The sequence below is a fragment of the Mesorhizobium sp. GW821-FHT04C10 genome (genome assembly GCF_059420305.1).
On the sequence record NZ_JBWKTL010000001.1, the window covers coordinates 3,721,922 to 3,745,133 of the forward strand.

The 23,212-nt window shown below is 63.4% G+C and carries 25 protein-coding genes and 1 other RNA gene; 12 read left to right on the top strand and 14 right to left on the bottom strand.

What is annotated here, in order from left to right; genetic code table 11:
• From AC07UC_RS17975 to AC07UC_RS17985, 3 genes are all read right to left on the bottom strand, one after another.
• Positions 1 to 447, bottom strand: coding sequence for a response regulator (locus AC07UC_RS17975; protein ID WP_140775833.1), 447 nt, complete (start codon positions 445 to 447; stop codon positions 1 to 3).
• Complete coding sequence (locus tag AC07UC_RS17980; RefSeq protein WP_140775834.1) at positions 444 to 1,592, bottom strand: histidine kinase dimerization/phosphoacceptor domain -containing protein; 1,149 nt, start codon at positions 1,590 to 1,592, stop codon at positions 444 to 446. Before AC07UC_RS17980 ends, AC07UC_RS17975 begins: the two co-directional genes overlap by 4 nt.
• Before the next feature lie 144 nt (positions 1,593 to 1,736).
• Entirely contained in the window at positions 1,737 to 2,645 is a 909-nt protein-coding gene (locus AC07UC_RS17985) for an EamA family transporter (protein ID WP_494906924.1), read from the bottom strand.
• 89 nt (positions 2,646 to 2,734) lie between these two features.
• Here AC07UC_RS17985 and AC07UC_RS17990 point away from each other — a divergent pair, with 89 nt between their 5' ends.
• Entirely contained in the window at positions 2,735 to 3,214 is a 480-nt protein-coding gene (locus tag AC07UC_RS17990; protein WP_202327053.1) for an Lrp/AsnC family transcriptional regulator, read from the top strand.
• Positions 3,215 to 3,266: 52 nt separating this feature from the next.
• Here the strand turns inward: AC07UC_RS17990 and AC07UC_RS17995 are convergent, their stop codons facing one another.
• Both AC07UC_RS17995 and AC07UC_RS18000 read right to left on the bottom strand, forming a co-directional pair.
• The gene (locus AC07UC_RS17995) at positions 3,267 to 3,464 is read right to left on the bottom strand and encodes a hypothetical protein (RefSeq protein ID WP_015317249.1); all 198 of its coding nucleotides are present in this window, start codon (positions 3,462 to 3,464) and stop codon (positions 3,267 to 3,269) included.
• A 260-nt stretch (positions 3,465 to 3,724) separates the two neighbouring features.
• Entirely contained in the window at positions 3,725 to 4,204 is a 480-nt protein-coding gene (locus AC07UC_RS18000) for a thioesterase family protein (RefSeq protein ID WP_140775837.1), read from the bottom strand.
• 185 nt (positions 4,205 to 4,389) lie between these two features.
• Here AC07UC_RS18000 and AC07UC_RS18005 point away from each other — a divergent pair, with 185 nt between their 5' ends.
• Positions 4,390 to 5,805, top strand: a complete 1,416-nt coding sequence (locus tag AC07UC_RS18005) for an FAD-binding oxidoreductase (RefSeq protein WP_494906925.1) — start codon at positions 4,390 to 4,392, stop codon at positions 5,803 to 5,805.
• Between the two features lie 66 nt (positions 5,806 to 5,871).
• Here AC07UC_RS18005 and AC07UC_RS18010 read toward each other — a convergent pair whose 3' ends face one another.
• Entirely contained in the window at positions 5,872 to 6,381 is a 510-nt protein-coding gene (locus tag AC07UC_RS18010) for a DinB family protein (protein WP_494906926.1), read from the bottom strand.
• 78 nt (positions 6,382 to 6,459) lie between these two features.
• On the opposite strand from AC07UC_RS18010, the gene AC07UC_RS18015 reads away from it, so the two are divergent.
• Both AC07UC_RS18015 and AC07UC_RS18020 read left to right on the top strand, forming a co-directional pair.
• Entirely contained in the window at positions 6,460 to 7,089 is a 630-nt protein-coding gene (locus AC07UC_RS18015; RefSeq protein WP_140775840.1) for a TetR/AcrR family transcriptional regulator, read from the top strand.
• Positions 7,090 to 7,205: 116 nt separating this feature from the next.
• Positions 7,206 to 7,727 (top strand): hypothetical protein, encoded by a 522-nt coding sequence (locus AC07UC_RS18020; protein WP_140775841.1) that lies wholly within the window; start codon positions 7,206 to 7,208, stop codon positions 7,725 to 7,727.
• A 33-nt stretch (positions 7,728 to 7,760) separates the two neighbouring features.
• On the opposite strand, the gene AC07UC_RS18025 is transcribed toward AC07UC_RS18020, so the two are convergent.
• Positions 7,761 to 8,747 carry a Dyp-type peroxidase gene (locus tag AC07UC_RS18025; RefSeq protein ID WP_494906927.1) on the bottom strand — a complete coding sequence of 329 codons (987 nt, stop codon included), beginning with the start codon at positions 8,745 to 8,747 and terminating at the stop codon, positions 7,761 to 7,763.
• Between the two features lie 131 nt (positions 8,748 to 8,878).
• On the opposite strand from AC07UC_RS18025, the gene AC07UC_RS18030 reads away from it, so the two are divergent.
• Positions 8,879 to 12,838: an AsmA family protein gene (locus AC07UC_RS18030; protein ID WP_494906928.1), complete on the top strand. Its 3,960-nt coding sequence runs from the start codon at positions 8,879 to 8,881 to the stop codon at positions 12,836 to 12,838.
• Between the two features lie 22 nt (positions 12,839 to 12,860).
• Here AC07UC_RS18030 and AC07UC_RS18035 read toward each other — a convergent pair whose 3' ends face one another.
• On the bottom strand, positions 12,861 to 13,307 hold the full coding sequence (locus AC07UC_RS18035) for a MarR family winged helix-turn-helix transcriptional regulator (protein ID WP_181180115.1): 447 nt from the start codon (positions 13,305 to 13,307) through the stop codon (positions 12,861 to 12,863).
• Positions 13,308 to 13,448: 141 nt separating this feature from the next.
• On the opposite strand from AC07UC_RS18035, the gene AC07UC_RS18040 reads away from it, so the two are divergent.
• Positions 13,449 to 15,251: a chloride channel protein gene (locus tag AC07UC_RS18040; RefSeq protein ID WP_494906929.1), complete on the top strand. Its 1,803-nt coding sequence runs from the start codon at positions 13,449 to 13,451 to the stop codon at positions 15,249 to 15,251.
• A 1-nt stretch (position 15,252) separates the two neighbouring features.
• Here AC07UC_RS18040 and AC07UC_RS18045 read toward each other — a convergent pair whose 3' ends face one another.
• The 4 genes from AC07UC_RS18045 to AC07UC_RS18060 all read right to left on the bottom strand — a co-directional run bounded on the left by AC07UC_RS18045 (position 15,253) and on the right by AC07UC_RS18060 (position 17,072).
• Positions 15,253 to 15,477: a ribbon-helix-helix domain-containing protein gene (locus AC07UC_RS18045; RefSeq protein ID WP_494906930.1), complete on the bottom strand. Its 225-nt coding sequence runs from the start codon at positions 15,475 to 15,477 to the stop codon at positions 15,253 to 15,255.
• 10 nt (positions 15,478 to 15,487) lie between these two features.
• Positions 15,488 to 15,682, bottom strand: a complete 195-nt coding sequence (locus AC07UC_RS18050; protein ID WP_494906931.1) for a DUF4169 family protein — start codon at positions 15,680 to 15,682, stop codon at positions 15,488 to 15,490.
• A 17-nt stretch (positions 15,683 to 15,699) separates the two neighbouring features.
• Positions 15,700 to 16,236 carry an SspB family protein gene (locus AC07UC_RS18055; protein ID WP_056573125.1) on the bottom strand — a complete coding sequence of 179 codons (537 nt, stop codon included), beginning with the start codon at positions 16,234 to 16,236 and terminating at the stop codon, positions 15,700 to 15,702.
• Positions 16,237 to 16,382: 146 nt separating this feature from the next.
• On the bottom strand, positions 16,383 to 17,072 hold the full coding sequence (locus AC07UC_RS18060) for a TetR/AcrR family transcriptional regulator (protein WP_494906932.1): 690 nt from the start codon (positions 17,070 to 17,072) through the stop codon (positions 16,383 to 16,385).
• Between the two features lie 167 nt (positions 17,073 to 17,239).
• Between AC07UC_RS18060 and AC07UC_RS18065 the strand changes: the two genes are divergently transcribed.
• From AC07UC_RS18065 to AC07UC_RS18080, 4 genes are all read left to right on the top strand, one after another.
• Positions 17,240 to 18,445, top strand: coding sequence for a multidrug effflux MFS transporter (locus AC07UC_RS18065; RefSeq protein ID WP_202327080.1), 1,206 nt, complete (start codon positions 17,240 to 17,242; stop codon positions 18,443 to 18,445).
• Positions 18,446 to 18,676: 231 nt separating this feature from the next.
• The gene (locus tag AC07UC_RS18070) at positions 18,677 to 19,003 is read left to right on the top strand and encodes a PadR family transcriptional regulator (RefSeq protein WP_494906933.1); all 327 of its coding nucleotides are present in this window, start codon (positions 18,677 to 18,679) and stop codon (positions 19,001 to 19,003) included.
• Complete coding sequence (locus AC07UC_RS18075; protein ID WP_494906934.1) at positions 19,000 to 19,566, top strand: DUF1700 domain-containing protein; 567 nt, start codon at positions 19,000 to 19,002, stop codon at positions 19,564 to 19,566. Before AC07UC_RS18070 ends, AC07UC_RS18075 begins: the two co-directional genes overlap by 4 nt.
• A 43-nt stretch (positions 19,567 to 19,609) precedes the next feature.
• Positions 19,610 to 20,317 carry a GIN domain-containing protein gene (locus tag AC07UC_RS18080; protein WP_494906935.1) on the top strand — a complete coding sequence of 236 codons (708 nt, stop codon included), beginning with the start codon at positions 19,610 to 19,612 and terminating at the stop codon, positions 20,315 to 20,317.
• A gap of 397 nt (positions 20,318 to 20,714) precedes the next feature.
• On the opposite strand, the gene AC07UC_RS18085 is transcribed toward AC07UC_RS18080, so the two are convergent.
• Together AC07UC_RS18085 and ssrA are read right to left on the bottom strand one after the other, a co-directional pair.
• Positions 20,715 to 21,266 (bottom strand): AAA family ATPase, encoded by a 552-nt coding sequence (locus AC07UC_RS18085; protein ID WP_494906936.1) that lies wholly within the window; start codon positions 21,264 to 21,266, stop codon positions 20,715 to 20,717.
• A gap of 118 nt (positions 21,267 to 21,384) precedes the next feature.
• Positions 21,385 to 21,745, bottom strand: a transfer-messenger RNA (tmRNA) gene (gene ssrA, locus AC07UC_RS18090).
• 168 nt (positions 21,746 to 21,913) lie between these two features.
• Here ssrA and AC07UC_RS18095 point away from each other — a divergent pair.
• Both AC07UC_RS18095 and AC07UC_RS18100 read left to right on the top strand, forming a co-directional pair.
• Positions 21,914 to 22,225, top strand: coding sequence for a DUF2853 family protein (locus tag AC07UC_RS18095; protein ID WP_056573114.1), 312 nt, complete (start codon positions 21,914 to 21,916; stop codon positions 22,223 to 22,225).
• 178 nt (positions 22,226 to 22,403) lie between these two features.
• A complete protein-coding gene (locus AC07UC_RS18100; protein ID WP_494908956.1) occupies positions 22,404 to 23,198 on the top strand; it encodes a thymidylate synthase in 795 nt (264 codons plus the stop codon).
• Positions 23,199 to 23,212: the final 14 nt, after the last annotated feature.

Sequence of the window (23,212 nt, forward strand, 5' to 3'; positions counted from 1 at the left end):
TCAGACCGCTGGCGTCCAGACCGCCGCGAAGGCCGGCGACAAGGTGAAGCCGGCTGGACGTGTCGAAACCGGAGGCGGGCGGCGCACGCCCTCCTGCAGGTACCGCAACGCCGATGTCAGGCCGTTCATCGTATAGGGCTTGGCGATGACGCCGATCGCACCGGCGAAATGGTCGGGGATGCGCTTCGGATTGGCGGTCATGAACACCACCATCGAACGTTTCTTCTCGCCGATATAGTGGGCCACGTCGACACCGGTCGGGCCGTCGGTGAGGTGGATGTCGACAAAGGCGATGTCGGCATCCGTGGACTCGACCATGCTTTTTGCTTCCGCCGAGGATGTCGCCCAGCCGACGACGCTATGGCCGGCTTCCTCGACAAGGCTTTCCAGCTCCATCGCCAACAGCGCTTCATCCTCGACGATCAGGACCTTGAGTGGTTCAGTCATGAGAGAGTCCTTTTTTGCTGCGGTTCGTTTGGCATCGAGATCACGACCGTGGTGCCGGGGCCGGCGTCACGCCATTCGATATCGGCGTGCAACTGGCGGGCGAGCGATTTGATCAACCGCATGCCAAAAGAGGCATCGCCATTGGCTTCGGCCATGCCGACGCCATCGTCCGAGACCTCGATGTTGAAGTGTCCGTCGGGCTGGCTCATCTTGACGCCGATGCGCCCCGCTGTGGTCCCGTCCGGTCCTTCCTTGAAAGCATGCTTCAAGGCATTGGTGACGAGTTCATTGACCATCAGCGCGACAGGCGTCGCCTTCTCGGCTGAAATGACGATGGGTTCGAGCTCAAGGTTCGACTTGATCCCGGATCGCCCCGACGCCGTCAGCAGATCCGTCACCAGGTCCTTGGCGAAATCCGAGACGTCGAACCGGCTGACATCCTTCGATTGGTAGAGCCGGCGATGCACGGTGCTGAGTGCCTCGATGCGCTCCAGCATGGTGGTCAGCGAATGCCTGGTCGCCTCGTCCTGTATGGTCCGCCGCTGCATGATGATGAGGGATGAGATCATCTGCAGATTGTTTTTCACCCGATGATCCACCTCGTGCAGCAAGGTGGTCTGCGCCTCAAGGGCTGCTTCCAGTTCGGCGGTGCGTTCCTTCACCGCTTTCTCGAAGCGGTCCTTGTCGGCGGTGATGCGATGTTCCGAGCGTTTGCGGTCCGAGACGTCGAGTTGCGAGGCGAAGAAGAACTGCACTTCGCCCTTGTCGTTGGAGACAGGGCTGATGTAGAGCGCGTTCCAGAAAGTCGAACCGTCCTTGCGGTAGTTCAGGATGTCGACGCTGACATCGGCGTTGTCCTCGACCGCCGCGCGGATCTGCCCGACGGCGGCCTTGTCGGTTTTCGGCCCCTGCAGGAAGCGGCAGTTCTTGCCCATCACCTCATTACGCTCATAGCCGGTCAACCGCAGGAAAGCGTCATTGGCAAAGACGATCGGGTTATCAGGTCGCCGAGGATCGGTGATGATCATCGACATGCGGGTGGCGCGAATAGCCGCCGCGAACGGGTCGCCCTTGCCGTGCTCGACATGAAGGTCATCCGTCATGTGCCAAGCGTCGGCGGGCTCCCTGGTCCGTTTCCAGTCCATGGTGTCACTCCAAGCCGTTTTCGTAGGGGACAACGGCTCAAGGGCGAAATTGGTTCAATCTTGAGCGTCTTGTCGCAGTCAGGCGAGATCGGGAACCGACTCGGGAGTTCCACAAGCAATTGAAGATAAAGACTTTCCTGGCGGCTAACTGCTGGATGCAGGCTTGTGGAAGGCGACACCGGCAACCACCAGTGCGATGCCGAGGCAATCGATGAGGCTCGGAATCTGACGCAGCACGATGACGCCGATCAGCGTTGCCGTGACCGGCAGCAGCGACAGCATCAGCGCGAAACTCGCGCGCGGCAACCGCGACATGGCAAGCTGGTCGCAGATGTAGGGAATGACCGAAGAGCAGATGCCGACGCCGATGGCGGCGACCAGCAGCGGCGCCGAGAAAAAGGCGGGCAGGGCATTCGCGAAGCCGATCGGCAGCACGACGATGAAGGCGACCGCCATGGCGGCACCGAGGCCCGCAATGCCGTCGCCTGCGCCGGAACGCGCGACGCGGTGGCCGAGCACGATGTAGCCGACAAACAGCGCGCCGTTGAGGAAAGCCCAGAATAGCCCGACGGGATCATCGGACCATCTGACGTCGATGAGCAGCAAGGTGCCGGTGACGGCGACGGCGAGGGCAGCCAGGTTGCGGGCGCTCCTGAGGCCAACGAGCGCGACGCCGATGGTGCCGACGAATTCGATCGCCGCCACCAGCGAGATCGGCAAGCGGTCCAGCGCCAGGTAGAACGAGCAATTCATCACCGCCAGGCAGGCACCGAAAGCCAGCAGCAACAGGCGCGTTGCGGGATCGGCGCGAGCGAAGCTTCGCCACGGGCGCGTCAGCGGCGCGAAGATCAGCGCCGCGGTGGCGATACGCAGCCATGCCATGCCGAGCACGCCGACATGCGGGAACAGCAGCACCGCGAAGGCCGGGCCGAGATAGTGGAAGATTGCGCTGACACCGAACCAGACATGTGGCGGCAACCTTGCCGCCAGAGTGTCGAGCACCGGCCCGTTGAGGGCAGGGCCGGCAGCCGGCGCTTGCGTCTGATCGTTCATCAGATCAGTATCGCAGGCGGTTTTTCTACTTTATATGGCGAATAACCGACAATTCCGGCAATTTTATTCCTGAAAGAAAGGATTTTTCGTTGAAACGCCTTGGAACTGAAAATGCCGATCTCGACGCGGCGGATATGAAAATCCTGCGCCTGCTGGAAAAGGATGCGCGCATCAGCACGGCGGAGCTTGCACGCTCGGTCGGCCTGTCGGCGCCGAGTGTCGCAGAGCGCATCAAGCGGCTGCAGGAGAATGGCGTCATCGAAGCCTATTGCGTCCGGATCAATCCGGCCGCGCTTGGCCTGACGTTGTCAGCGTGGCTGCGCATCCGGCCGGTGCCGGGACAATTGTCGGTCGTCGCCGATATCATTCGCGAGCTGCCGGAGATCGCGCAATGCGACCGGGTGACCGGCGAGGACTGCTTCATCGCGCTCGCCCATGTCGGCTCGGTGGCCGAGCTCGAACGGGTAATCGACCGCATCATCCCCTATGCGATGACGAATACGGCCATCATCCAGTCATCGCCGGTAGCGGCGCGCTCGCCGCTGGCGGCGGCGAAGCGATCGCCGTGAAATGGTACGACAAAATTGGTTGGCCGGTTTTTCTCAGGCCGACGCGCCGACGCTAGGCGTGGCCGCGCTTCAGGCGGGCGCGCTTCAAAATGCTGCGCCAGCGGATCATGTCGAACGGGATCGGCTCGTTGTTGTTGGCTATATGGAAGATCTCGTTGTCGACATTCTTGAGCGAACGCCAGAAATCATAGTCCGATATGCGCGGATCAGCGGCCAGCCTGTCCACCTCGACCTTGATGTCGGTTTTCATGCACGTCCCTCGAACCGGCTTCGCCCCGCCGCTCGTAAACAACTCTATGCGGATGGTTTTCGACCGCTCCGCTGAGTCGTTCAACGGCTCAATTGGCTTGTTCCCGTTAAAACCTCGGTAAGGTTAACGCCGGTCCAAACCCGCTTCAAGCACCGCTGCCGGTGGATATCGGGGGCTCCGCGATTTTGAGTTCAGGGTGTGGCTTTGAAGTCAGACCCAATGCCCCGCCGTGCCGAATCTGGATGGATGTCGGCTTCGCCCTACTTGTGTTTGATGCCGATCGCGCGGCCGGCGCGCTCCGGCATGGGCAGCACCGAATGGGCGGCGCGCATGGCTTCGATCTTGGCCAGAACATCGGCGGGGAAGGGCGCGACCTTCGGCCCCGCCATGTCTACATGCAGCGACAGCGTCTCGGACGTGGCGGCGAGCCAGCCATCGACATGGCGGATTTCCTGGTAGGACCTGATCCGCTTCGCGTCATGGTCGATTAGCTGGAAGGAGACCGTGACCTTGTGGTCGAGATGCAGCTCCTGGACGTAGCAGACATGGACTTCGGCGGTGTAGATGGTGAGGCGCCGTTGCTTCACATAGTCCAGTCCCACGCCCATCGCCTCAAAGGCCTCATCCGAGCAGCGGTCGAACAGGACGTTATAATAGGCCATGTTGAGATGGCCGTTGTAATCGATCCAGTCCTTCTGGATGTCCATGGGCCTGGAGACGAAGGGGGCGGGGATGGACATTGAAACTTCCTTGTTCTGGTGCTGGACAGAGCGTGGCTGCGGAGACTTTTTTGTTCTGACGCCATCCCCAGGGAAAGCGCCATGCGGTTTTCCCGGGAAAAGCGCTTCACACTTTTCCTGGAATTGCTTTAGGCATCCATAGCTGCAAAACAAGCGTGGGCGCTGGTCCATTCGCGGAGGAATTCATGGCTCTGAGCGACCTCAATCCGGTCGAACGCAACGAGGAAGGGATCGCTGCGGTCCTCGGCATCCTCAAGCAACAGTTGGGCGAGCGCTTCCAGACGGGCCAGGCCATCCGCTCGCAACACGCGCACACCACCACCTATATCCCGACGCAGGCGCCCGATGGTGTCGCTTTCCCGGAGACGACGGCCGAGGTGCAGGAGATCGTGCGTGTCTGCGCGGCGCACCGTGTGCCGGTCATCGCCTTCGGTGTCGGCTCCTCGCTGGAAGGCCACACCAACGCGCCGGGCGGCGGCATCTCGGTCGACACGTCGCGTATGAACCGTATTCTTTCGGTCAACCCGCAGGATCTCGACTGCACGGTCGAGCCCGGCGTGACACGCGAGGATCTGAACCGGCATCTGCGCGACACCGGCCTGTTCTTTCCGATCGATCCGGGCGCCAATGCCTCGCTGGGCGGCATGGCGGCGACGCGGGCTTCTGGCACCAATGCGGTGCGCTACGGCACGATGCGCGAGAACGTGCTGTCGCTGACGGCCGTCATGGCCGATGGCGAGACGGTGACGACCGGCAAGCGAGCCAAAAAGAGCTCGGCCGGCTACGATTTGACCAGGCTTCTGGTCGGTTCGGAAGGCACACTCGGCATCATCACGTCACTGACGCTGAAGCTGCAAGGCATTCCGCAGGCGATCTCGGGAGGCGTCTGCCCGTTCCCGACTGTCGAGGCGGCCTGCAACGCCGTCATCGCGACGATCCAGATGGGTATTCCGGTGGCGCGCATCGAACTGGTCAACGGGTTGCAGATGCGGGCGATGAAGAATTATTCCAAGCTCGACTATCCCGAGAGCCCATGCCTGTTCGTGGAGTTCCACGGCAGCGACGCCAGCGTTGCCGAACAAGCCGAGACTTTCGGCATGATCGCCGAGGAAAATGGCGGCGGCCCGTTCCTGTGGACCAGCGTCGCAGAAGAGCGCACCAAGCTGTGGAAGGCCAGGCACGATGCCTACTGGGCGTCGCTGACGCTGCGGCCGGGCGCCAAGGGCCTGTCGACCGATGTCTGCGTGCCGATCTCGCGCTTTGCCGAATGCGTCACCGAAACCGAGGCCGACATCGCCGAAATGGGCCTGATCGCGCCGATCGTCGGGCATGCCGGCGACGGCAATTTCCACGTGCTGGTGCTGATGGATGTGAACGACCCGAACGAGATAGCGCTGTCGGAAAAGTTCGTCGCTCGGCTCAATTTGCGGGCGATCGCCATGGATGGCACCTGCACCGGCGAGCACGGCATTGGCCAGGGCAAGATCGGCTTCCTGCGCCGCGAACTCGGCCACGGCGTCGACATCATGCGAACCATCAAGCAGGCGCTCGACCCGCAAAACATCATGAATCCGGGCAAGATCCTGCCTGATGTGGGGTAGGGACCATCCCGCCGCAGCCAGGAGCCGGCGCGAGGCCGGTATTCTCATGTCCAGCGGTGGCCCAGATCATATCGACGAACGACGTGCCGGCTCGGCCCGGTGGAGATAGCCGGTGAATGTGTCGGGAGACGTGGGCTTCGACAATTGGGTGACGATGCGGCCGACTTCGCCGCGATGATAGCCGCCATGGGTGATGACGTGCGCCAGCATCTCCTCGCGCGACATTTGCCCCAAGGCGCCGTCCGTGAAGGTAAACCGGATCGTCTCCGCCAGCGCTACCGGTTCAACCTCTTCGACATAGCGGAGATACCACCGGTCCGTTTTGACGATTGCCTTGGACAGTTCGGCAAGGGTCGGCGTGTTGTTCGTGCCGGTGTCCCGGTAGGCGTGCTTCTTCTTCTCGACGTTCGAGGCAAATATCCGATCGACGACATGCGCGTGATTGATGGTTTCAAGGATCTCGCCGAGCTGCTGGTCGGGTAGCTCACTCTCGATCTCGGCCAGCAAAGCGAGCAATTCGTCGTCGGCCCAGCATTTGTAACGGAACAGGGATAGAAGCAGTGTCTTGCTGCTCATGATGGTCTCTCATTGGCTTGCGTTGCGGGCTTGGATAAATGTGAGCTGACAATCGCATTTTGGTGAAGACGCCCTGACATGGCTACTCGCGTTCCGGCAGAGCAGGCAAACGTGCGCAAAGCGCCACGGCAGCAGCGTTCGCGCGCGACCGTGGACACGATTGTGGAGGCTGCGGCTCGCGTTCTGGCGTGGCGCGGCTGGGCGGATTTCACCACCAACGAAACCGCCTCCGTGGGCGGTGTCAGCGTCGGTTCGATCTATCAATATTTTCCCAACAAGCTGGCGCTGGCGGAAGAGATCCGCAAACGCCATCTCGACGCAGTGCTCGCCGCGATTTCCGGTTCGGAGGAGCGCGATGGAGCGATGACGCTCGAGCAGTGTGCAGCAAAACTGATCGACGGTGTCGTCGCCGCCCATAATGTCGATCAGGACCTGCATCGTGTCCTGCTCGACGAGGTGCCGCTTGCCGCGCGCTCGACGCAGGATGAGTTCGAGGCGGAGTATCTGCGCCGCTACCAGCGCGTAATCGCATTGGCCCCGGGCAAGTCCGACCCCGAGCGGGACGAGATTGCCGGGCGTGTGCTGTCGGGCGCCGTCGAAGGGGTCGTGCATACTGCGGCGCGACATGGCGAACTCGATTCACCAGCGCTGCGGGCCGAACTCATCGAACTGGTCTGCGCGTATCTGCGCGGCCGATCCGCTAGCTGATCGGAGTGGCATCGGCTGCCCGACAAAAGGCTCGTCTTGACCGCGCCACCATTCGGACCGAACCTCCAGAGGCGGCGGGCCTGAAAGAGCAGGCACGCCAGCTGAGGAGGACTGTGATGGCCATTTCACGCAAGGAAGAAGCGCGCGCGCTGAGCGCCGATGAAAAGGAACTGGTGGAAAAGTCGCACCATCCGGCGGTGCAGGAGCTTTCCGACGCCGACCTTTCCGGTCTGGTCAAGCTGCTGCGGGAGCGGCGCGACAAGGCGCAGACCGAAGCGCACCGCCGCCGGCGTGAGATCCGCGGCAAGGGTGCGCCGAAAGGCGCTACGCCTTCAAAGGCCGATGGTGGCTCGCAGGTGAAGCTGGCGGTGCTGGCCATGGCCATGCGGCGGCTGAATGGCGAGGCCGAACGGCGGCGCCAACTGGCGGCCCGCGTTTCCCTGGTCGGGAACGCACGCAAGGCCTTGGCCCTGAAGCAAGGTGCGCCATCGGACGGTCCGTCTCACAATTCACGGACGGCTCACAAGGGCATGCGCTCCGTGGCCAATAAGCGGGCGCCGAATCTGGTCCGGCCGGCGGAACTCGGCCGGCAGCGCAAGGCAGGCAAGGTGGCACAAGCCAAGCGCGACGCACGCTGAGGTTTTGCGGACAATAGCTGTCGGCCCGCCGCTTTACCGTGCGGCGGGAAGCTGCTCCTGCGCGTTCTGGACGAGAGTTTGCAGCAGGGGACGGGTCGGCGCGAAGAATGTCGTGCCGGTCTGCGGTGTCGAGACGTCGAGCAGCCGGTCGTAAGCCCCCGGCGGGTCGCCGACATACATGCGCTGCAGCATTTTCTCGGTGACCCAGAGGTACCTGCTGTAGCCGATGAAGTAGGTGCCGAACTCGTTCTGCCCGGGCCTGCCGAACGGCATGTTGTCGCGCAATATGTCGTACTCGTTGCCGTCGGCATCCTCGATCGTGGCCAGCGACTTGTGCGATTTGCGCGGCGCGTCGTCATCATCGATCTCGATGTTGTCGATCTTGGTTCGGCCGATGATCGCCTCCTGCTCGGGCGTCGGAATGCGCGCCCAGGCCTGCATATCGTGCAGATATTTCTGGACGACGACATAGCTGCCGCCGGCAAAGTCACCATCTTCGTCGCCCACGAGCGCCGAGGCGGGCAGGTCGAGGCCGGTCGGGTTGGCGGTGCCGTCGACGAAGCCGAGCAGGTCACGGGCATCGAAGTAGCGAAAGCCCGTCACCTCGTCGACAACGGTCACATCGGCACCAAGCCTGTCGAGCAGGATACGCTCGAACTCGAAGCACATGTCTGGCCGTTCGGACCGGATGTGGAAGAGGAGGTCGCCCGGTGTCGAGGGCGCCGAATGGACCGCTCCCTTGATCGGCGCGAACGGCTTCAGTTCCAGCGGCCGCCGGCCGGGGCTGAGCCGGTCCCAGAGATCGCGGCCGATGCCGGCAATGCACGACAGGTGGCCACCCAGGTCGCGGAACCCGACAGTCTTGACCAGATCGTCAAGCTCGCCCAGCACGGAACAAACCTTGGCCAGGGCCGGCTGCTCCGCGGCGACCGTGACGACGAGGAAAATCGCCGATTGAGAAAGCGGGGCATCGACGCTCTGCGCATCGATCGGCACACGGTCCCAGTTCTTGCTCGACATCCGAAATCTCCGCTTGTCCCGGATTTGTTTCAGATCGTCCGGGATGACGCAATACTGGATGAATTGCCTCTTTATCGACACGCGGATGCGGGTAGAGTGCGGCAGAATTTCAATCAACCTGTTCGGAGCTGATGCTCGCACGCCTGTTCGTGATCTTCGGTGGCTTGTTCGTGCTGGTGCTGTGCGCGGCGCTGGTGGGACCGTATTTTGTCGACTGGACCGGTTACCGCGCCCAGTTCGAGCGTGAGGCAAGCGCGATCCTCGGCCGCAAGGTGACCGTGCAGGGCGACGCCACGGCCAGGCTTTTACCATTCCCCTCGGTGACCTTCTCCAACGTCGCCGTCGCTGGTGGCCCCAACGGTCAGCCGGCCATGACCGTCGAGACGTTTTCGATGGATGCGGAACTGGCGCCCTTCCTGCGCGGCGAGGTGCTGATCTTCGACATGCGGCTGGTGCACCCGAAGGCGACCATCGATATTGCCAATGACGGCACGGTCGACTGGGCGATACGGCCGTCCTCGCCCTTCGATCTCAACCAGATCTCGATCGAGAAGCTTACGGTGACGGAGGGGCAGATCGAACTGCGCCATGCCGCGGGCGGACGCAGCCATGTCTTTTCCGAAATCAACTCGACCATCTCGGCCAAGTCGCTGGCCGGCCCATGGCGCATGGACGGCACGTTGCGGCTGGACGGGTTGCGCACCACGGTCGCGGCGTCGACCGGCAAGGCCGAAGGCAATGGCCAGATGCGGCTGCGGCTGAAGGCGGATCCCGATGCCTATCCGCTGGTCATCGAGACCGACGGCAATGCCGGCATCGTCAACGGCGCCGCCGTCTATTCCGGCCAGTTCAAGATTTCCGGTGCCGACAAGAACAGCGCCCAACTGCGCGGCAACGATGGCGAGACGGTGAAGGTCAGCGCCGGCAAGCCCGATCCGGGCTTCCGGCTGAACGGCAAGTTCTCGCTCGACCACCAGAAGCTCGCCGTCGACGAGTTCCGCTTCGAGACCGGACCGCTGGACAATCCCTATACAGCCGACGGCAAGGCCTCGGTCGATCTCGGCCAGAAGCCGAGCTTCGCCATCGAGGCCAATGGCGCGCAGGTGCAGTTCGACGAGGCGGTCGGCGCCCAAGCCGGCACCGGCCTGACGCTCGACCAGCGCATTGCCGGGCTGGAGCAGGCGCTGCTCGGGCTGCCGAAGCCGACCATACCCGGCAACGTGGAAGTGAAGCTGCCGGCGGTGGTGGCCGGCGATACCACGGTACGCGATGTCCATCTTTCCGCCGAGCCGGTCGAAGGAGGCTGGTCGGTGAAGTCGCTCGCCGCGACCTTGCCCGGTCGCACCACGCTGGAAGCCAATGGCATGCTGAGGGTCGAGGACCATTTCGGCTTCACCGGCTCGCTGCTGCTGGCCGTCGCCCAGCCGTCCGGTTTTGCCGCCTGGCTGTCGAAGGATGTCGACGAGGCGATCCGCCGTCTGCCCGCCGCCGGCTTCAAGGCCAAGGTCGATCTCTCCGAGAAGCGCCAGGCCTTCAGCGACCTCGAACTGATCCTGGGCAAGGCGAAGTTTTCCGGACGCATCGATTCCAGCCAGCCCGACGAAGCCAGGCCGTCGGTGCTGATGCGGCTTGAAGGCGGCGAGCTTGACGTCGATGGGCTGGCGGCCTTCGCCTCGATCTTCGTCAGCGACAAGGGGGCCAACCGCTTTGCCGACCGCGATCTCGATTTCCAGATCAAGGCCGGGCCGGTCAGCGCCGGCGGGTTGACCGCCGACACGGTCGACACCGCGCTCAGGCTGCGCGATGGGCTGCTCGAAGTCGACCGGCTGTCGGTCGGCGGGCTGGCGGGCGCCTCGATCAGCGCCACGGGCCGGATCAAGGATTTCCCGGCGAGCCCCACCGGCAAGCTCGACGCTTCCGTCGTCGCTGTCGACCTCAAGCCGCTGATCGACGTTGCCGCGCAGCATTATCCCGACAATGCGGTGCTGAAGGGGCTGGCAAGCCGTGCCGCCGCCTATCCGGACCTGTTCCAGGATGCGCGTGTCGACCTTGTGGCGAGTGCCGCCGACAATGGCGATGGCACGACGGGATTGGCTGTAAGCGGACAGGGTAACGCCGGAGGCTCGGCTTTTTCGGCTTCGCTGTCGGGGAAGGGGACGCTGGACAGACTGCTTGACGCGCCGGTGACGCTGACCTTCAACGCCAAGAACCCGGACGCCACCGCACTGCTGGCGCTTTACGGCCTGCCGGCGCTGCCGCTTGGCATGCTGGGCGAGGCACACACGGACATCCAGGCCAAAGGCACGCTTGGCGGCGGCCTGGCGACGACTTTCAGCCTTGTCGGCAATGACTTCAAGGCCGGCTTCGAAGGGACGATCGCCGATACGCCGCAAGGGCCCACCGCCAAAGGCAAAATCGACCTCGATGCCGCCGACATCGAACCCTGGCTGATGACGACAGGCATTGGCCTGCCGGGCATGGGAGCGGGCATGTCGACGTCGCTCTCGGCGCAAGGCGACTACGGCAACGGGCTGCTGGTGCTGGACAGTGTCAGCGGCGCCATCAACGAGGCGGCGGTCTCAGGCGACATCAATATCGACACCAAGGACGGCATTCCGCATCTGGCCGGCGCGCTGGCGCTCGATGAGCTCGATCTCGATCCGATGGCCGTGGCGCTGTTCGGCGATTCCGCTTTCCTTGTTGACAAGAAAAACGGGGCCGACAAGAGCGCGAGCGACAAAGCGGGCGTTTGGCCGTCCTCGCCCTTCAGCCAGAAATCCAGCCTGCCGTTCACCGCCGACCTCGATCTGACGACATCAGCCCTTGCCGCCGGACCGTTCGCCACCGCCTATGACGCCGCCTTTTCGCTCAAGCTCGACAAGGAAGGCATCCGGGTTTCGGACCTCAAGGCGAAACTTCTTGGCGGTGCGTTGACCGGCCTGTTCGAGCTGAAGAATAATGAAGGCACCGGGCTCTTCACCGGCCAGATGAAACTGGCGGGTGCCGACCTGGCGAACGTGTTGCCGGATACAGGCATTGGCGGCATCGGCGATTTCTCGACGACGCTATCGACCAGCGGCAAGTCGGTCGATGCGATGATCGCGGCCCTGTCCGGCTCCGGTACGGCGACGCTGAGGAGCTTGCAGGTCGCCGGCGTCAATCCCGATGCGTTCAGCGCCTTCCTGGCCAAGGCGGACGCGATCGGGCGCGACATCGACGTGGCCAAGACCGCCGACTTCGCGCCCGGGATCGCGGCTGATGGCAGTTTCGCCGCCAAGGATGCCGACATCGCCTTCACCATTGCCGGCGGCACGCTGCGGGCGCCGCCGATCAGCCTTGAAAACCCGGCGGCGACCCTGTCCGCCGACATCACGGCGGATCTCAACACCAGCACGGTCTCCGCCAAGGGCGCGATCACCTATCGGCCCGGCGACGAGGCGCTGGTCGGTTCGGAGCCGGTCGTCAATTTCACCGCCGAAGGGCCTTTCGGCGCCGTCACGCGGCAGTTCGACAGCGAGCCGCTGGCGCAGTTCCTGACCCAGCGCGCGCTGGAAAGAGAGCAGCAGCGCGTCGAGGCCATGCAGGCGGCGCTGCTCGAAAAGCAGAGGCTGCGGCGCGAGGTGCGCTATTACGCGGCACTACAGGACGCGCGCGACAAGGCGGCGGAAGAATTGCGCCAGCAGGAGGAAGCGGCGCGGCTGAAAGCCGAGGCGGACGCCAAGGCGAAAGCGGAGGCTGACGCCCAGGCCCAGGCTGAAGCGGAGGCGAAGGCGAAGGCCGACGAAGAGGCGAAAGCCCAGGCCGATGCCGACGCCAAGGCAAAGGCCGATGCCGATGCGAAGGCCGCAGCCGAGCAGCAGGCCGCCGACGAAGCCGCCAAGGCGCAAGCCGAGCAGGAGCGGCAGAAGGCGGAAGAAGCGCTACGCATCGCTTCGCAGGAAAAGGCCAGGCTCGAGGCCGAACGCAAGGCCGCGGAACAGGCACCCAAGGTCGACCGTGCGCCGCTGCCGGAGGCCAACGACAATCCGCCGCCGGCCAAGCCGAAGTCCAATCCGTTCACGATCGACAATCTGCTGAAGTCGTTGCAGTAGGGCCGCGCAAGACGCCCGCGCGTCACTCGCGACCCTGGTCGAGCAGGCGCCGCAGCATGGGCTCGATGCGAGAAAGCTCGTCGAGATGCGCCGCCGACAGTTCGGCCAGGCAATCGTCGGCGCGCTCGGTCAGCCGCAGCAGCACACGGCGGTGGTCATCCTTGTCCTGATCCCGTGCGACCAGGCCCGCCTCGCTGAGGCGGTTGACCAGTTCGACCGCGCTGTGGTGGCGGATGCGCAGGCGCTCCGCCAGGTCGCCGACCGTCACCGGTCCGCCGCCCGGAAATCCCTTGATCGCCAGCAGGGCCTGGTGCTGGCGCGGCGTCAGGCCGGCGTCTTCCGCCTGCAACTGGCTGAATTCGAGGAAGCGGCGGATCAGGTAGCGGAATTCGGACAGCCGCTGGTAGTCGGCCTGTTTGATGGCGGGGCGAGGTTTCTTCGGCTGCGTCATTCCTGACATTTGTTCCATTCCGGCAAAAGGCTCAAACGGTTTTGATGCAAACCGGCTTGAATTTATATCGTGTTACGATACATAGCGAGCCGACAAAGCCGGCTGGCGTCTTCGCCAGTGCCGCATATCCGAGATCCGGCCGCCGCCAGAAAGCCAGCCATGAAGCCCCATCATTCCGAAAACGGTCACTTGCGCGATTTCACCACCGACGCGCGGGTCTTGACCATTGCCACCATAGCCGTGGTGGTCGCCACGGCGGGGCTGTTCGCCGGTATCGTGCTTTTGAAACTGATCCGGCTCGCCACCAACATCGCCTACTTCGGCCAGTTCACGCTCGACGACCTGAAATTGCAGGACACGCCGCTCGGTTACGCCGCGGTGGTGGTGCCGATGATAGGTGCACTGATCATCGGCCTGATGGCGCGCTATGGCAGCGAGAAGATCCGCGGCCACGGCATACCCGAGGCCATCGAGGCGATCCTGCTCGGGCGCTCGAAGCTCGATGCCAAGGTTGCGATCCTGAAGCCGCTGTCGTCGGCGATTTCGATCGGCTCCGGCGGACCGTTCGGCGCCGAGGGCCCGATCATCATGACTGGCGGCGCGATCGGCTCGCTGATCGCGCAGATGCTGCCGGTCACCGACAATGAGCGCAAGACGCTGCTGGTGGCGGGGGCGGCGGCGGGCATGACCACGGTGTTCGGCACGCCGATCGCCGCGATCATGCTGGCGGTGGAACTGCTTCTGTTCGAATGGACGCCGCGCAGCTTCATTCCGGTGGCGGTGGCGGCCATCGTGGCCGAGGTCGAGCGCACCGTGCTGCATTTGCCCGGGCCGATCTTTCCGTTCCAGGGCGGCATGGCGGTGTCGTTCACCGGGCTCGGCGGCTGGGTTGTGGTCGGCATCTGCGCCGGCCTGTTGTCGGGGCTGCTCACCCAGATGGTCTATGCCTGCGAGGACGCCTTCCAGAAACTGCCGATCCACTGGATGTGGTGGCCGATGATCGGCGGCCTGGTGGTCGGTATCGGCGGCTTGATCGAACCACGGGCACTCGGCGTCGGCTACGACAACATCGCCGACATGCTGGATGGCCGCACGATCGCCGCCGCGGCGCTTCTCCTGCTTGTGGTCAAGGCGATCATCTGGTCGGTGGCGCTCGGCTCGGGAACATCCGGCGGCGTGCTGGCGCCACTGCTGATCATGGGTGGCGCGATGGGCGCGGTGCTTGCCGGGATACTGCCCGCGGCGGATCCGGGCTTCTGGGCGCTGCTGGCCATGGCCGCCACGATGGGCGGTACGATGCGCGCGCCGCTGACGGCCACGTTCTTCGCCGTCGAGTTGACCGGCAACACGCATGTGCTGGTGCCTCTGATCGCGGCCTGTGCGGCGGCGCATGCCGTGACGGTGCTCCTGATGAAGCGTTCGATCCTGACCGAGAAGATCGCCAGGCGAGGGCACCACCTCGTGCGCGAGTATCGTGTCGATCCGTTCGCGCTGACCAGGGTGCGCGAGGTGATGACGTCGCAGGTCGAGAGCGTGCCGGCGACGATGACGCTGCATGGCGCGGCGGCGTTCCTGACCGCGCCGGAGACACGCCATCCGAGTTTTCCCGTGATCGATGAGACCGGGCAGGTTCTCGGCCTTATCGATCCGCCGGCGATCCTGCGCTGGCGCCGTGCCGGCACGCACAGGACGACGACGCTCGGCGAGCTGCTCGCCGGAAGCAAGGTGACCCTCGCTTTTCCCGACGAATATCTGGAAGGTCTGTCCGACAAGCTGTTGATGGCCAATGTGTCGCATCTGCCGGTCGTCTCGCGCGAGGACGCAAAGCTGGTTGGCTATGTCGGCTGGAAGGATCTGATGCGCGTGCGGTCGAGGAAACAGGCCGAGGAGCGTGATCGTTCGACCTTGCTTGGCTTCGGCACCAGGCGCGGGAAAAAGGCAGGCGCTGTCGAGAGCACCTAGGCTAGGCGTTGGCTCCGCGCTTCGCCCACTCCAGGACATGCAGCCTCAACGCCGAGGACAGGTTGGTGTCGCGGGGCCGGGTCTCGTCGACTTCGGCCACGAGTGCGGCGAGCGTCAGCTTTCTCTGTGCCGCGATGGCGACGAGATCGTCGTAGAACGGTTTTTCGAGGGAATAGCTGGTGCGATGGCCGCGAATGGTCACCGAGCGCTTTTCGACGCCGCTCACGGCCGAACGCTCATTGCTCGTCCTTGCCGGACGGCTCGAGGCGATGGCCTTCGACAAATTTTTCGGCCTTGTCGGCGACCAGCCGATCGCGTTGCTTGTCAGCCTTGGAACGACCGTGCAGGGCCCGGTTCTGTTCGGCGACGCGCAGCTTCTCGTCCCGCGCCCTCTGCTTGCGAGCCTGGCGGAGATTGACGATGTCGGCCATGGCGGGAGCCCGGGAGCCTATTTCTTGCGGAAGGCGTCGAGCGAAACCACTTCGGCGCCCTTGGTGCCGGCTTCAGCCGCGGCGGGCTTCTTCTCCGCTTCGGCGGCGGCTTTCTTCTCGGCCTTCGGCTTCTTCTCGGAGACGATGGTCAGCGGCTCGGGCGCGGGCGCGGCCGGTTCCTCATCGGGTTGGGCGTCGGTCTTGACGTCGAACTCGAGTTCGAAATTGACCGAGGGATCATAGAAGCCGCGCACGGCCGAGAACGGGATTTCCAGTTTCTCCGGCACGTCGGAGAAGGACAGGCCAACTTCGAAGCCGGTGTCGGTCACCTTCAGGTCCCAATACTGGAATTGGATGACGATGGTCATCTGCTCGGGATAGCGCTCGCGCAACCGCGACGACACGCGCACGCCGGGCGCGCCGGTCAGGAAGGTGATGAAGAAGTGGTGGTTGCCGGGAAGGCCGGTGCGTGCGACCTCGGCCAGGACCTTGCGCATGACGCCGCGCAACGCCTCCTGGGCCAGAATGTCGTAGCGGATGTGGTCGTCGGCCATGTGGTGGTCGGGTTCCGTTGAATCGTCCGCATAGCTGTAATCAAGCTTGAGCGCGGCGTAAACCGCATATAGATCACCGCCGCGTCGAAGCGAGGACTATTGCCAACGATTTGATCGGCAAGCCGGCTTCATGGCAACCGCAAATGTTATGCGTTAGCCAGCGTAGGGTGCTTTTTCGCGCTGGCCGCCGTGGGGCGCTTGCCGAAAGCGCGCAGGAAGGTGCGAACGCCGTTTGTCGCCGATTGCACCACCTCATCCTCGCGCGGCGTGCCGCCGAGCATGAAGGTAGTCTGCAGTTCGGCATTGACCAGGCCGAGGAACTGGCGCGCCGCGACGTCGGGATCATCGATTACGAGATGGCCGCCATAGGCGAGGCGGGCGAAGCGGGCGGCGATTGCCGGCCATGTCCTTCCCGGGCCTTGCTCGCGCCACTCGGCAAACAGTTCGGGATAGCGCTCACCTTCGGTCTGGATCAGCTTGCGCAGGAATTTTCCGTCGCGGTTGCAGATGCAGTTCTGGTTCAGGCGCACGGCAAAGCCGATCAGGTCGGCTTCGAGATCCCCTGGCTGGTCGGGAAAGGTGGCTATGGTGGCGAAGATGCCGACATTGCAGCGCTCGGTGAGGTCGCGCACCACGGCCATGAAGAGCTTTTCCTTGTCGCCATGGTGGTTGTAGACGGTCTGGCGCGAGACGCCCGCCTCGGCGGCGATCAGGTCGATATTGGCGCCGGCGAAGCCTTCGCGGCAGAACACGGTCGCCGCGGTGTCGACGATCGACAGGCGCTTGGCCTCGTGGCCGCGTGGCGGGAAAGTGTCAGGAGAAACGCTCGCTCTCATGAAAATCTATATAGAGGTGATTGACGATTTAGACAAGACTGTCTAAATTTGTGGACAAGATACAAAGAGGTTTCGCTCCGAAGAAGTGTCGGAACCTCATGGGATGGACCGTCCTAGGGTTAGACGTCGCTTGGCGGCGGCAGCCAGATTCGAAAGAAGCCAATATCATGAGTCCCAAATTCCTCCGCATCGCGGTCGTGCTCGGCCTGTTGTCCGCCATCGGCCCGTTCGCGATCGACATGTATCTCCCCGCTCTGCCGTCGATCGGGGCGGATCTGCATGCCGGCACGGCCGCCGTACAGATGAGCCTGCTGATCTTCTTTCTGTCGATGGGTTTCGGCCAGATCGTCGTCGGTCCGATCTCCGATATGGTCGGCCGCAAGCTGCCGCTCTATGGCGGCCTTGCGCTGTTCATGGTCGGCGGCATCGGCTCGGCAATGGCGCCGACTATCGAATGGCTGATCGCCTTCCGGTTCCTGCAAGGCCTTGGCGCCAGCGCCGGCATGGCCGTGCCGCGCGCGATCGTGCGCGACCTGCACACAGGCAATGAGGCGGCCAAGCTGATGTCCTTGCTCATGCTGGTGTTTTCGGTGTCGCCCATCCTGGCGCCGCTGACCGGCAGCCAGATCATCGAGAATTTCGGCTGGCGCGCCGTGTTCTGGACGGTGACCGGCGCGGCGGCCCTTGCCACCATCCTGCTCGCGACCTCGCTCAAGGAGACGCGGCCGGCGGAAGAACGCGTCGGTTCTTCCTTCGGAACCGCACTTGCCGGCTACCGCTTCCTGATGGGGGACCGCAATTTCCTTGGCCTGGTGGCGATCGCCGGCTTCGGCATTGCGAGCTTCTTCGTCTATCTGTCGAGCTCGTCCTTCATCCTGATCGACCATTACGGGCTGTCGCCTTCGGTCTACAGCGTGTTCTTCTCGATCAATGCGGTCGCCTTCATCGGCATGTCGCAATTGACGGGAGTGCTGGCCGAGCGTTTTGGGCTGCGGCGCGTGGTGCGTGTCGCTGTGACCGGCTATGCCTCGACGATGGTGGTGCTGTTCGCGGTGATGGCGACGGGTATCGACCGGCTCGATGTGATGGCGGCACTGCTCTTCGTCGGTTACGGCTTCCTCGGCCTGGTCATCCCGACCACTTCGGTGCTGGCCATGGAAGAGCATGGCGAGATCGCCGGCACGGCCTCGGCGCTGATGGGCACGCTGCACTTCGCCATCGGCGCACTCGCCATGGGCGTCGCCGGTGTGTTCTTCGACGGCACGCCGCTGCCGATGGTCGCCGGCATCACGCTTTGCGCGGTGATTTCCTTCACGCTGGCCAAGGTCACGCTTGGCCGCTCACGCGAGGCAGTCGAGGCGCCGGCGGAATAGGCACCACTTGCAAGCACATGAAAAGGCCGGGTTTCCCGGCCTTTTTTATTGCGTGGCCCATGGCGGCCGGCACAAGCACGGCCATGTTCCGAGCTGCGTATCTCTCCGCAACGCCTCATGAAATCCGGGCTTCGAACGACCTTGTGATCAAATGGGTACCACGTTTAAGTGAGTATCTTGCATAAACAGGTACCTTCCAATAGAGTGTACTAGACTTGCCGGGAACGGACGATGACCGATCCAAATGACGTCCAGCTGAAAAAGGGAGCGCTCGAACTGTGCGTGCTTGCCTTGCTCGCCCGGCGGGAAAGCTACGCCTATGAGATCGCCAGCACGCTGGCCGAGCGTGTCGGCATGGGGGAAGGGACGATCTATCCGCTGATGCGGCGCATGCAGAGCGATGGGCTTGTCGCGACATGGCTCGTCGAATCGACGAGCGGCCCCTCCCGCAAATACTACCGGCTCACCGCGGCCGGCAGGGCCGCCTACGAAGCGCGCAGCAGAGAGTGGCGAAGCTTTGTCGATGCCGTCGACCTTTTCCTGGGAGAGATGGAATGAACCGCGATGCTTTCTTGGTTTCCCTGCGCAACAGCCTGGCCGGAATGCCCGCGGGCGAAATCGACGAAATCGTCGCCGACTACGGTGCCCATTTCGACGAGGCGCGGGCCTCGGGACGGAGCGAAGAGGATGTCGCCAAGGCACTCGGCGATCCGGCGCGGCTGGGGCGGGAGCTGAGGGCGGAAGCAGGGATCCGCCGCTGGGAGCATGATGGTGGTCCGGCCGGCGTTGCCGCCGCGCTGCTCGCGCTGACCGGGCTCGCCGCCTTCGACATCCTTCTGCTGCTGCCGGTTCTCATCGTCTTCTGCGTCGTTGCGCTCGGTCTCGGCATTGCGGTCCTGGCGCTGGGCGTCACCAGCATCGGACTGCTGTTGAGCGTCGTGCCGTTCTGGCATTTCGCTTCGTGGGCCACGGCGTTCGCACGCCTGCTGGCCGCTGTCGGCCTTGCCGCCGCCAGCATCGGATTGGGCTCGCTGCTGCTGCTTGGCCTCAATGTCGGGGTCAAGCTGCTGGGGGATTATGCGCGCCTGCACTACCGCCTGGTCAAACCACGCCAGCCCTGATCAACCCCGTGGCGCGCTGCCACGCAGAAATAACAGGTGCAACATGAACAAGACGCTTGCCTGGACCGCCGTGCTGTCGCTCGCCGTGGCGGTGATTTGTCTGTCGCTGGCCAATTCGATCGCCGGCAACGAGTGGAAAGGCGGCCGTTGGTGGAATTTTGCCTCCAGTTGCCGCACTTCCGGGGACGGGACCAAGCCAGGATCGGTAACGCTGGCCTGGGAACCGATCTCCAGCGAATTCCAGATTGCGCTGCCGGCAACGGTGACTTATCGGCCCGGCACGCCTTCCCAGGCTGTCGTGAGCGGCGATCCCGAAGCTGTTTCGCATGTGCGCCTGTCCGGCAATGTCCTCGACTTCGACGACGGCTTCGATTGTGATGGCCTGCCGGTCAGCGTCCAGCTTACCGGTCCAGCGGTCCCCAGTTGGCGGTTGAGCGGCAGCGGCAAGCTCGAGCTTTCCGCTCTTGCCCAGGAGGCGCTCGATCTGCGCATCAGCGGCAGCGGCGATGTGCGCGCCAGCGGCAATGTGCAGGATCTCTCCTTGCGCATCTCCGGTTCGGGTTCAGGCGATTTCGGCAAGCTCGCGGCCAAGACCGCCAGCGTCCAGATCAGCGGCAGCGGCAATGCCGATATCGCGCCGCAGGACCAGGCTGACATCCGCGTGTCGGGCAGCGGCAACGTGCAGGTCCACGGCAACCCGAAGATCAATTCGCATGTCAGCGGAAGCGGCAGGGTCGAGACAGTGCCTTGAACGGTCGTAAGGCGCTTGCGCAGGGTTGGACCGCGATCCTGCGCCATGGGCATCCGTGACCGGTCGGAGACAGGGAAATGCGTTTGATAAGACTTCTCCTTGCGGGCCTTGCAAGCCTGGTGGCCACGACGGCTCATGCCGCCGGCCTGAAATTCATTCGGATTCCGGCGGATGCGGCGGGGCCGGCCATCGACGCGGCCATGTGGTCGCCGTGTGCCAGCGGCTTCGACCGCATTGCCTTCCACAAGACGTTCAATGCCGATGTGTTTTGCCTTTTTTCGCCGGTATCTGGACGAGGACCAGGGGGCAAAGACGTCCGGGCCTGGCCACGAAGCAGTTGAAACGGTGGTGCAATAGAGCAATTGCCACCGATGGAAGGCCCGGACTATCCGGCCTTTCACGCCAATCCTGCCTCGGCCAGTATGAAACGCAGCCGTGTCTCGACCGGCCCCAGAGGCAGCGGAACCAATTCATAGCCCATCTCCGTATAGACGCCGGCCAGCGCATGGTAAGTGCGCTCGGCCTCGTCTGGTGTCTGCTTGCGCTCCTCATCCTGCGCGAAAATATCAGGCCAGGGCGGAGCGATGAAGACGCGCGGATTGTAGCGGAAGCGCTTGGCGGCGGTCCTGACGTGCTCTGCCACGGGCAGGCCGCTCAGCCTGAGATAGCCAAGCGTGTCCGGCACGCCGCGATCGAAGAAGACCGGTCCTTTCTGTTCGATTGCGTTCTGGTAGGAGCGCATCTCCCAGGACAGCATCAGTTCGGCGAACAATCCACGATCCGCCCAGGGTAGGGCGGATCCGCCAATGGTGCCCTGGTCGCGGATGATGCCGCGTCCGGCTTCGACTGAAGTCGCAAAGCCTGCCCGGCGCAAGGCTTCGATCAAAGTGGTCTTGCCGGAGCCCGGACCACCGGTCAGCACGAAGAATCGATCGGAATCGTTTTGCATTGTTTGCCCATGGAGGAACAGACACGCGCGACGCGGCAGCTTCGCGGCCCACGGGCCGTGCGAAGTCTGGTCGGCAAAAGCCTGGCGTTGCGCATGACGCAAATTGAAGGGAGGGAGAAGTGGAGGTTTCTGTTGCCAGGTACCTCCGAACCCCGCCTAGAAGTGCGAACCCCTAGGGCTTGATTTGAAGCGTTCGCACTGCATTAAGCAGCGAGACGAGCTTCCGCATAGTTGTCGTTGGCAACTATAAGTTTAGCCCGATGACGGTGGTACAATGCCGGGCAAAAGTACGATCTTTACACCTTCGTCGATCCTATTTCGCCCCCAGCAAAAACCGCTCTGTCGTCAACAGCGGCTTTTGGTGGAGGCGCCGGGTACCGCCCCCGGGTCCGAACGGCTTATTTCATCGCCCATTTATCGCCATAGTCGGTCAAGCCGACAAAACGAATATAGGGGGCGTTTGACTGAAATGAAAGGCCGCAATGGGCCTTTGTCCCTGTGTCAAATTGCGACGGCAAGGGTTGACTTGGGCGCGGTCTCAACCGAAGCTTTGCGGGCGGTGAGGAGTTATCGACCTAGCGCACAGATTGCGAAGCGCGCCACAGCCCTCATCGATCGGATCCGTGGCGCCGACGAGGGGAATTTTAATGGCCGACTATCTTGCAGACGTGAAGAAGTACGACGCGGGCGCCAGCGCTGAAATTGTCGAAAAGATCGTCAAGCATCTGGGCATTGCGCTCAGGAACCGCGACTCCTCGCTGGTGTCCTGCACGGACCCGAAGGAGCTTGAACGCGTCAAGGAGAGCTGGGTCGCCAAGAAGCTCGGCATCAGCGACGGCGCGAAAGCCGACGCCTCGATCGAGAAGACCTGCAAGGCCATGCACGCCGACAATACCAAGAGCCGGGTGACTTTCTACTATCTGGTGGCCAAGGATCTGGGCAAGCTCGGCTCGCTCTGAGACATCTGATACTTCCACTTTGGCGGCCGATTAGCGCGGTCTTCCGCGCTTCCGGCTCGCCAGAGCGAGTTCTGAAGAGGGCTCCGCTGCTCATCCGCGTGGGGAAGACTTCAGACAGGCGTGGCGTCGGCGCGCACATGCGCTATGATTGGTGAAATCTCGAATCGAGCCGGAACCGATGCGCCAATATCTCGACCTCTTGCAGCATGTGCTGGAAAACGGTGCCGATCGCGGCGACCGCACCGGTATTGGCACGCGCTCCGTCTTCGGCTACCAGATGCGTTTCGATCTGGCGCGCGGCTTTCCCGTGACCACGACAAAGAAGCTGCATCTGAAGTCGATCATCCATGAACTGCTGTGGTTCCTGGCCGGCGACACCAACATCAAGTACCTGACCGAGCATGGCGTCACGATCTGGGACGAATGGGCCGACGAGAACGGAGACCTTGGCCCCGTCTATGGCAAGCAATGGCGTTCCTGGCCGGATGGCCATGGTGGCTCGATCGACCAGATCGCGAATCTTCTCAAGGAGATACGCCGCAATCCTCAATCGCGGCGACTGATTGTCTCTGCATGGAATCCCGCCGAGGTGGAAGCCATGGCACTGCCGCCGTGCCACTGCCTGTTCCAGTTCTATGTTTCCGAGGGCCGGCTTTCCTGCCAGCTCTACCAGCGCTCCGCCGATATTTTCCTCGGCGTGCCGTTCAACATCGCGTCCTACGCGCTGCTGACGCTGATGGTGGCGCAGGTGACCGGGCTGAAGCCGGGCGATTTCGTCCATACGCTGGGTGACGCGCATCTCTACTCCAACCATTTCGAACAGGCGCGCGAGCAGTTGCGGCGAACGCCGAGGGCGCTGCCGACCATGTGGATCAACCCCGAGGTGAAGGACCTGTTCGCCTTCCGCTTCGAGGATTTCCGGTTGGAAAATTATGTCGCCGATGCCTCGATCAAGGCGCCCATCGCGGTTTAAGCCGCTCGCAGGAC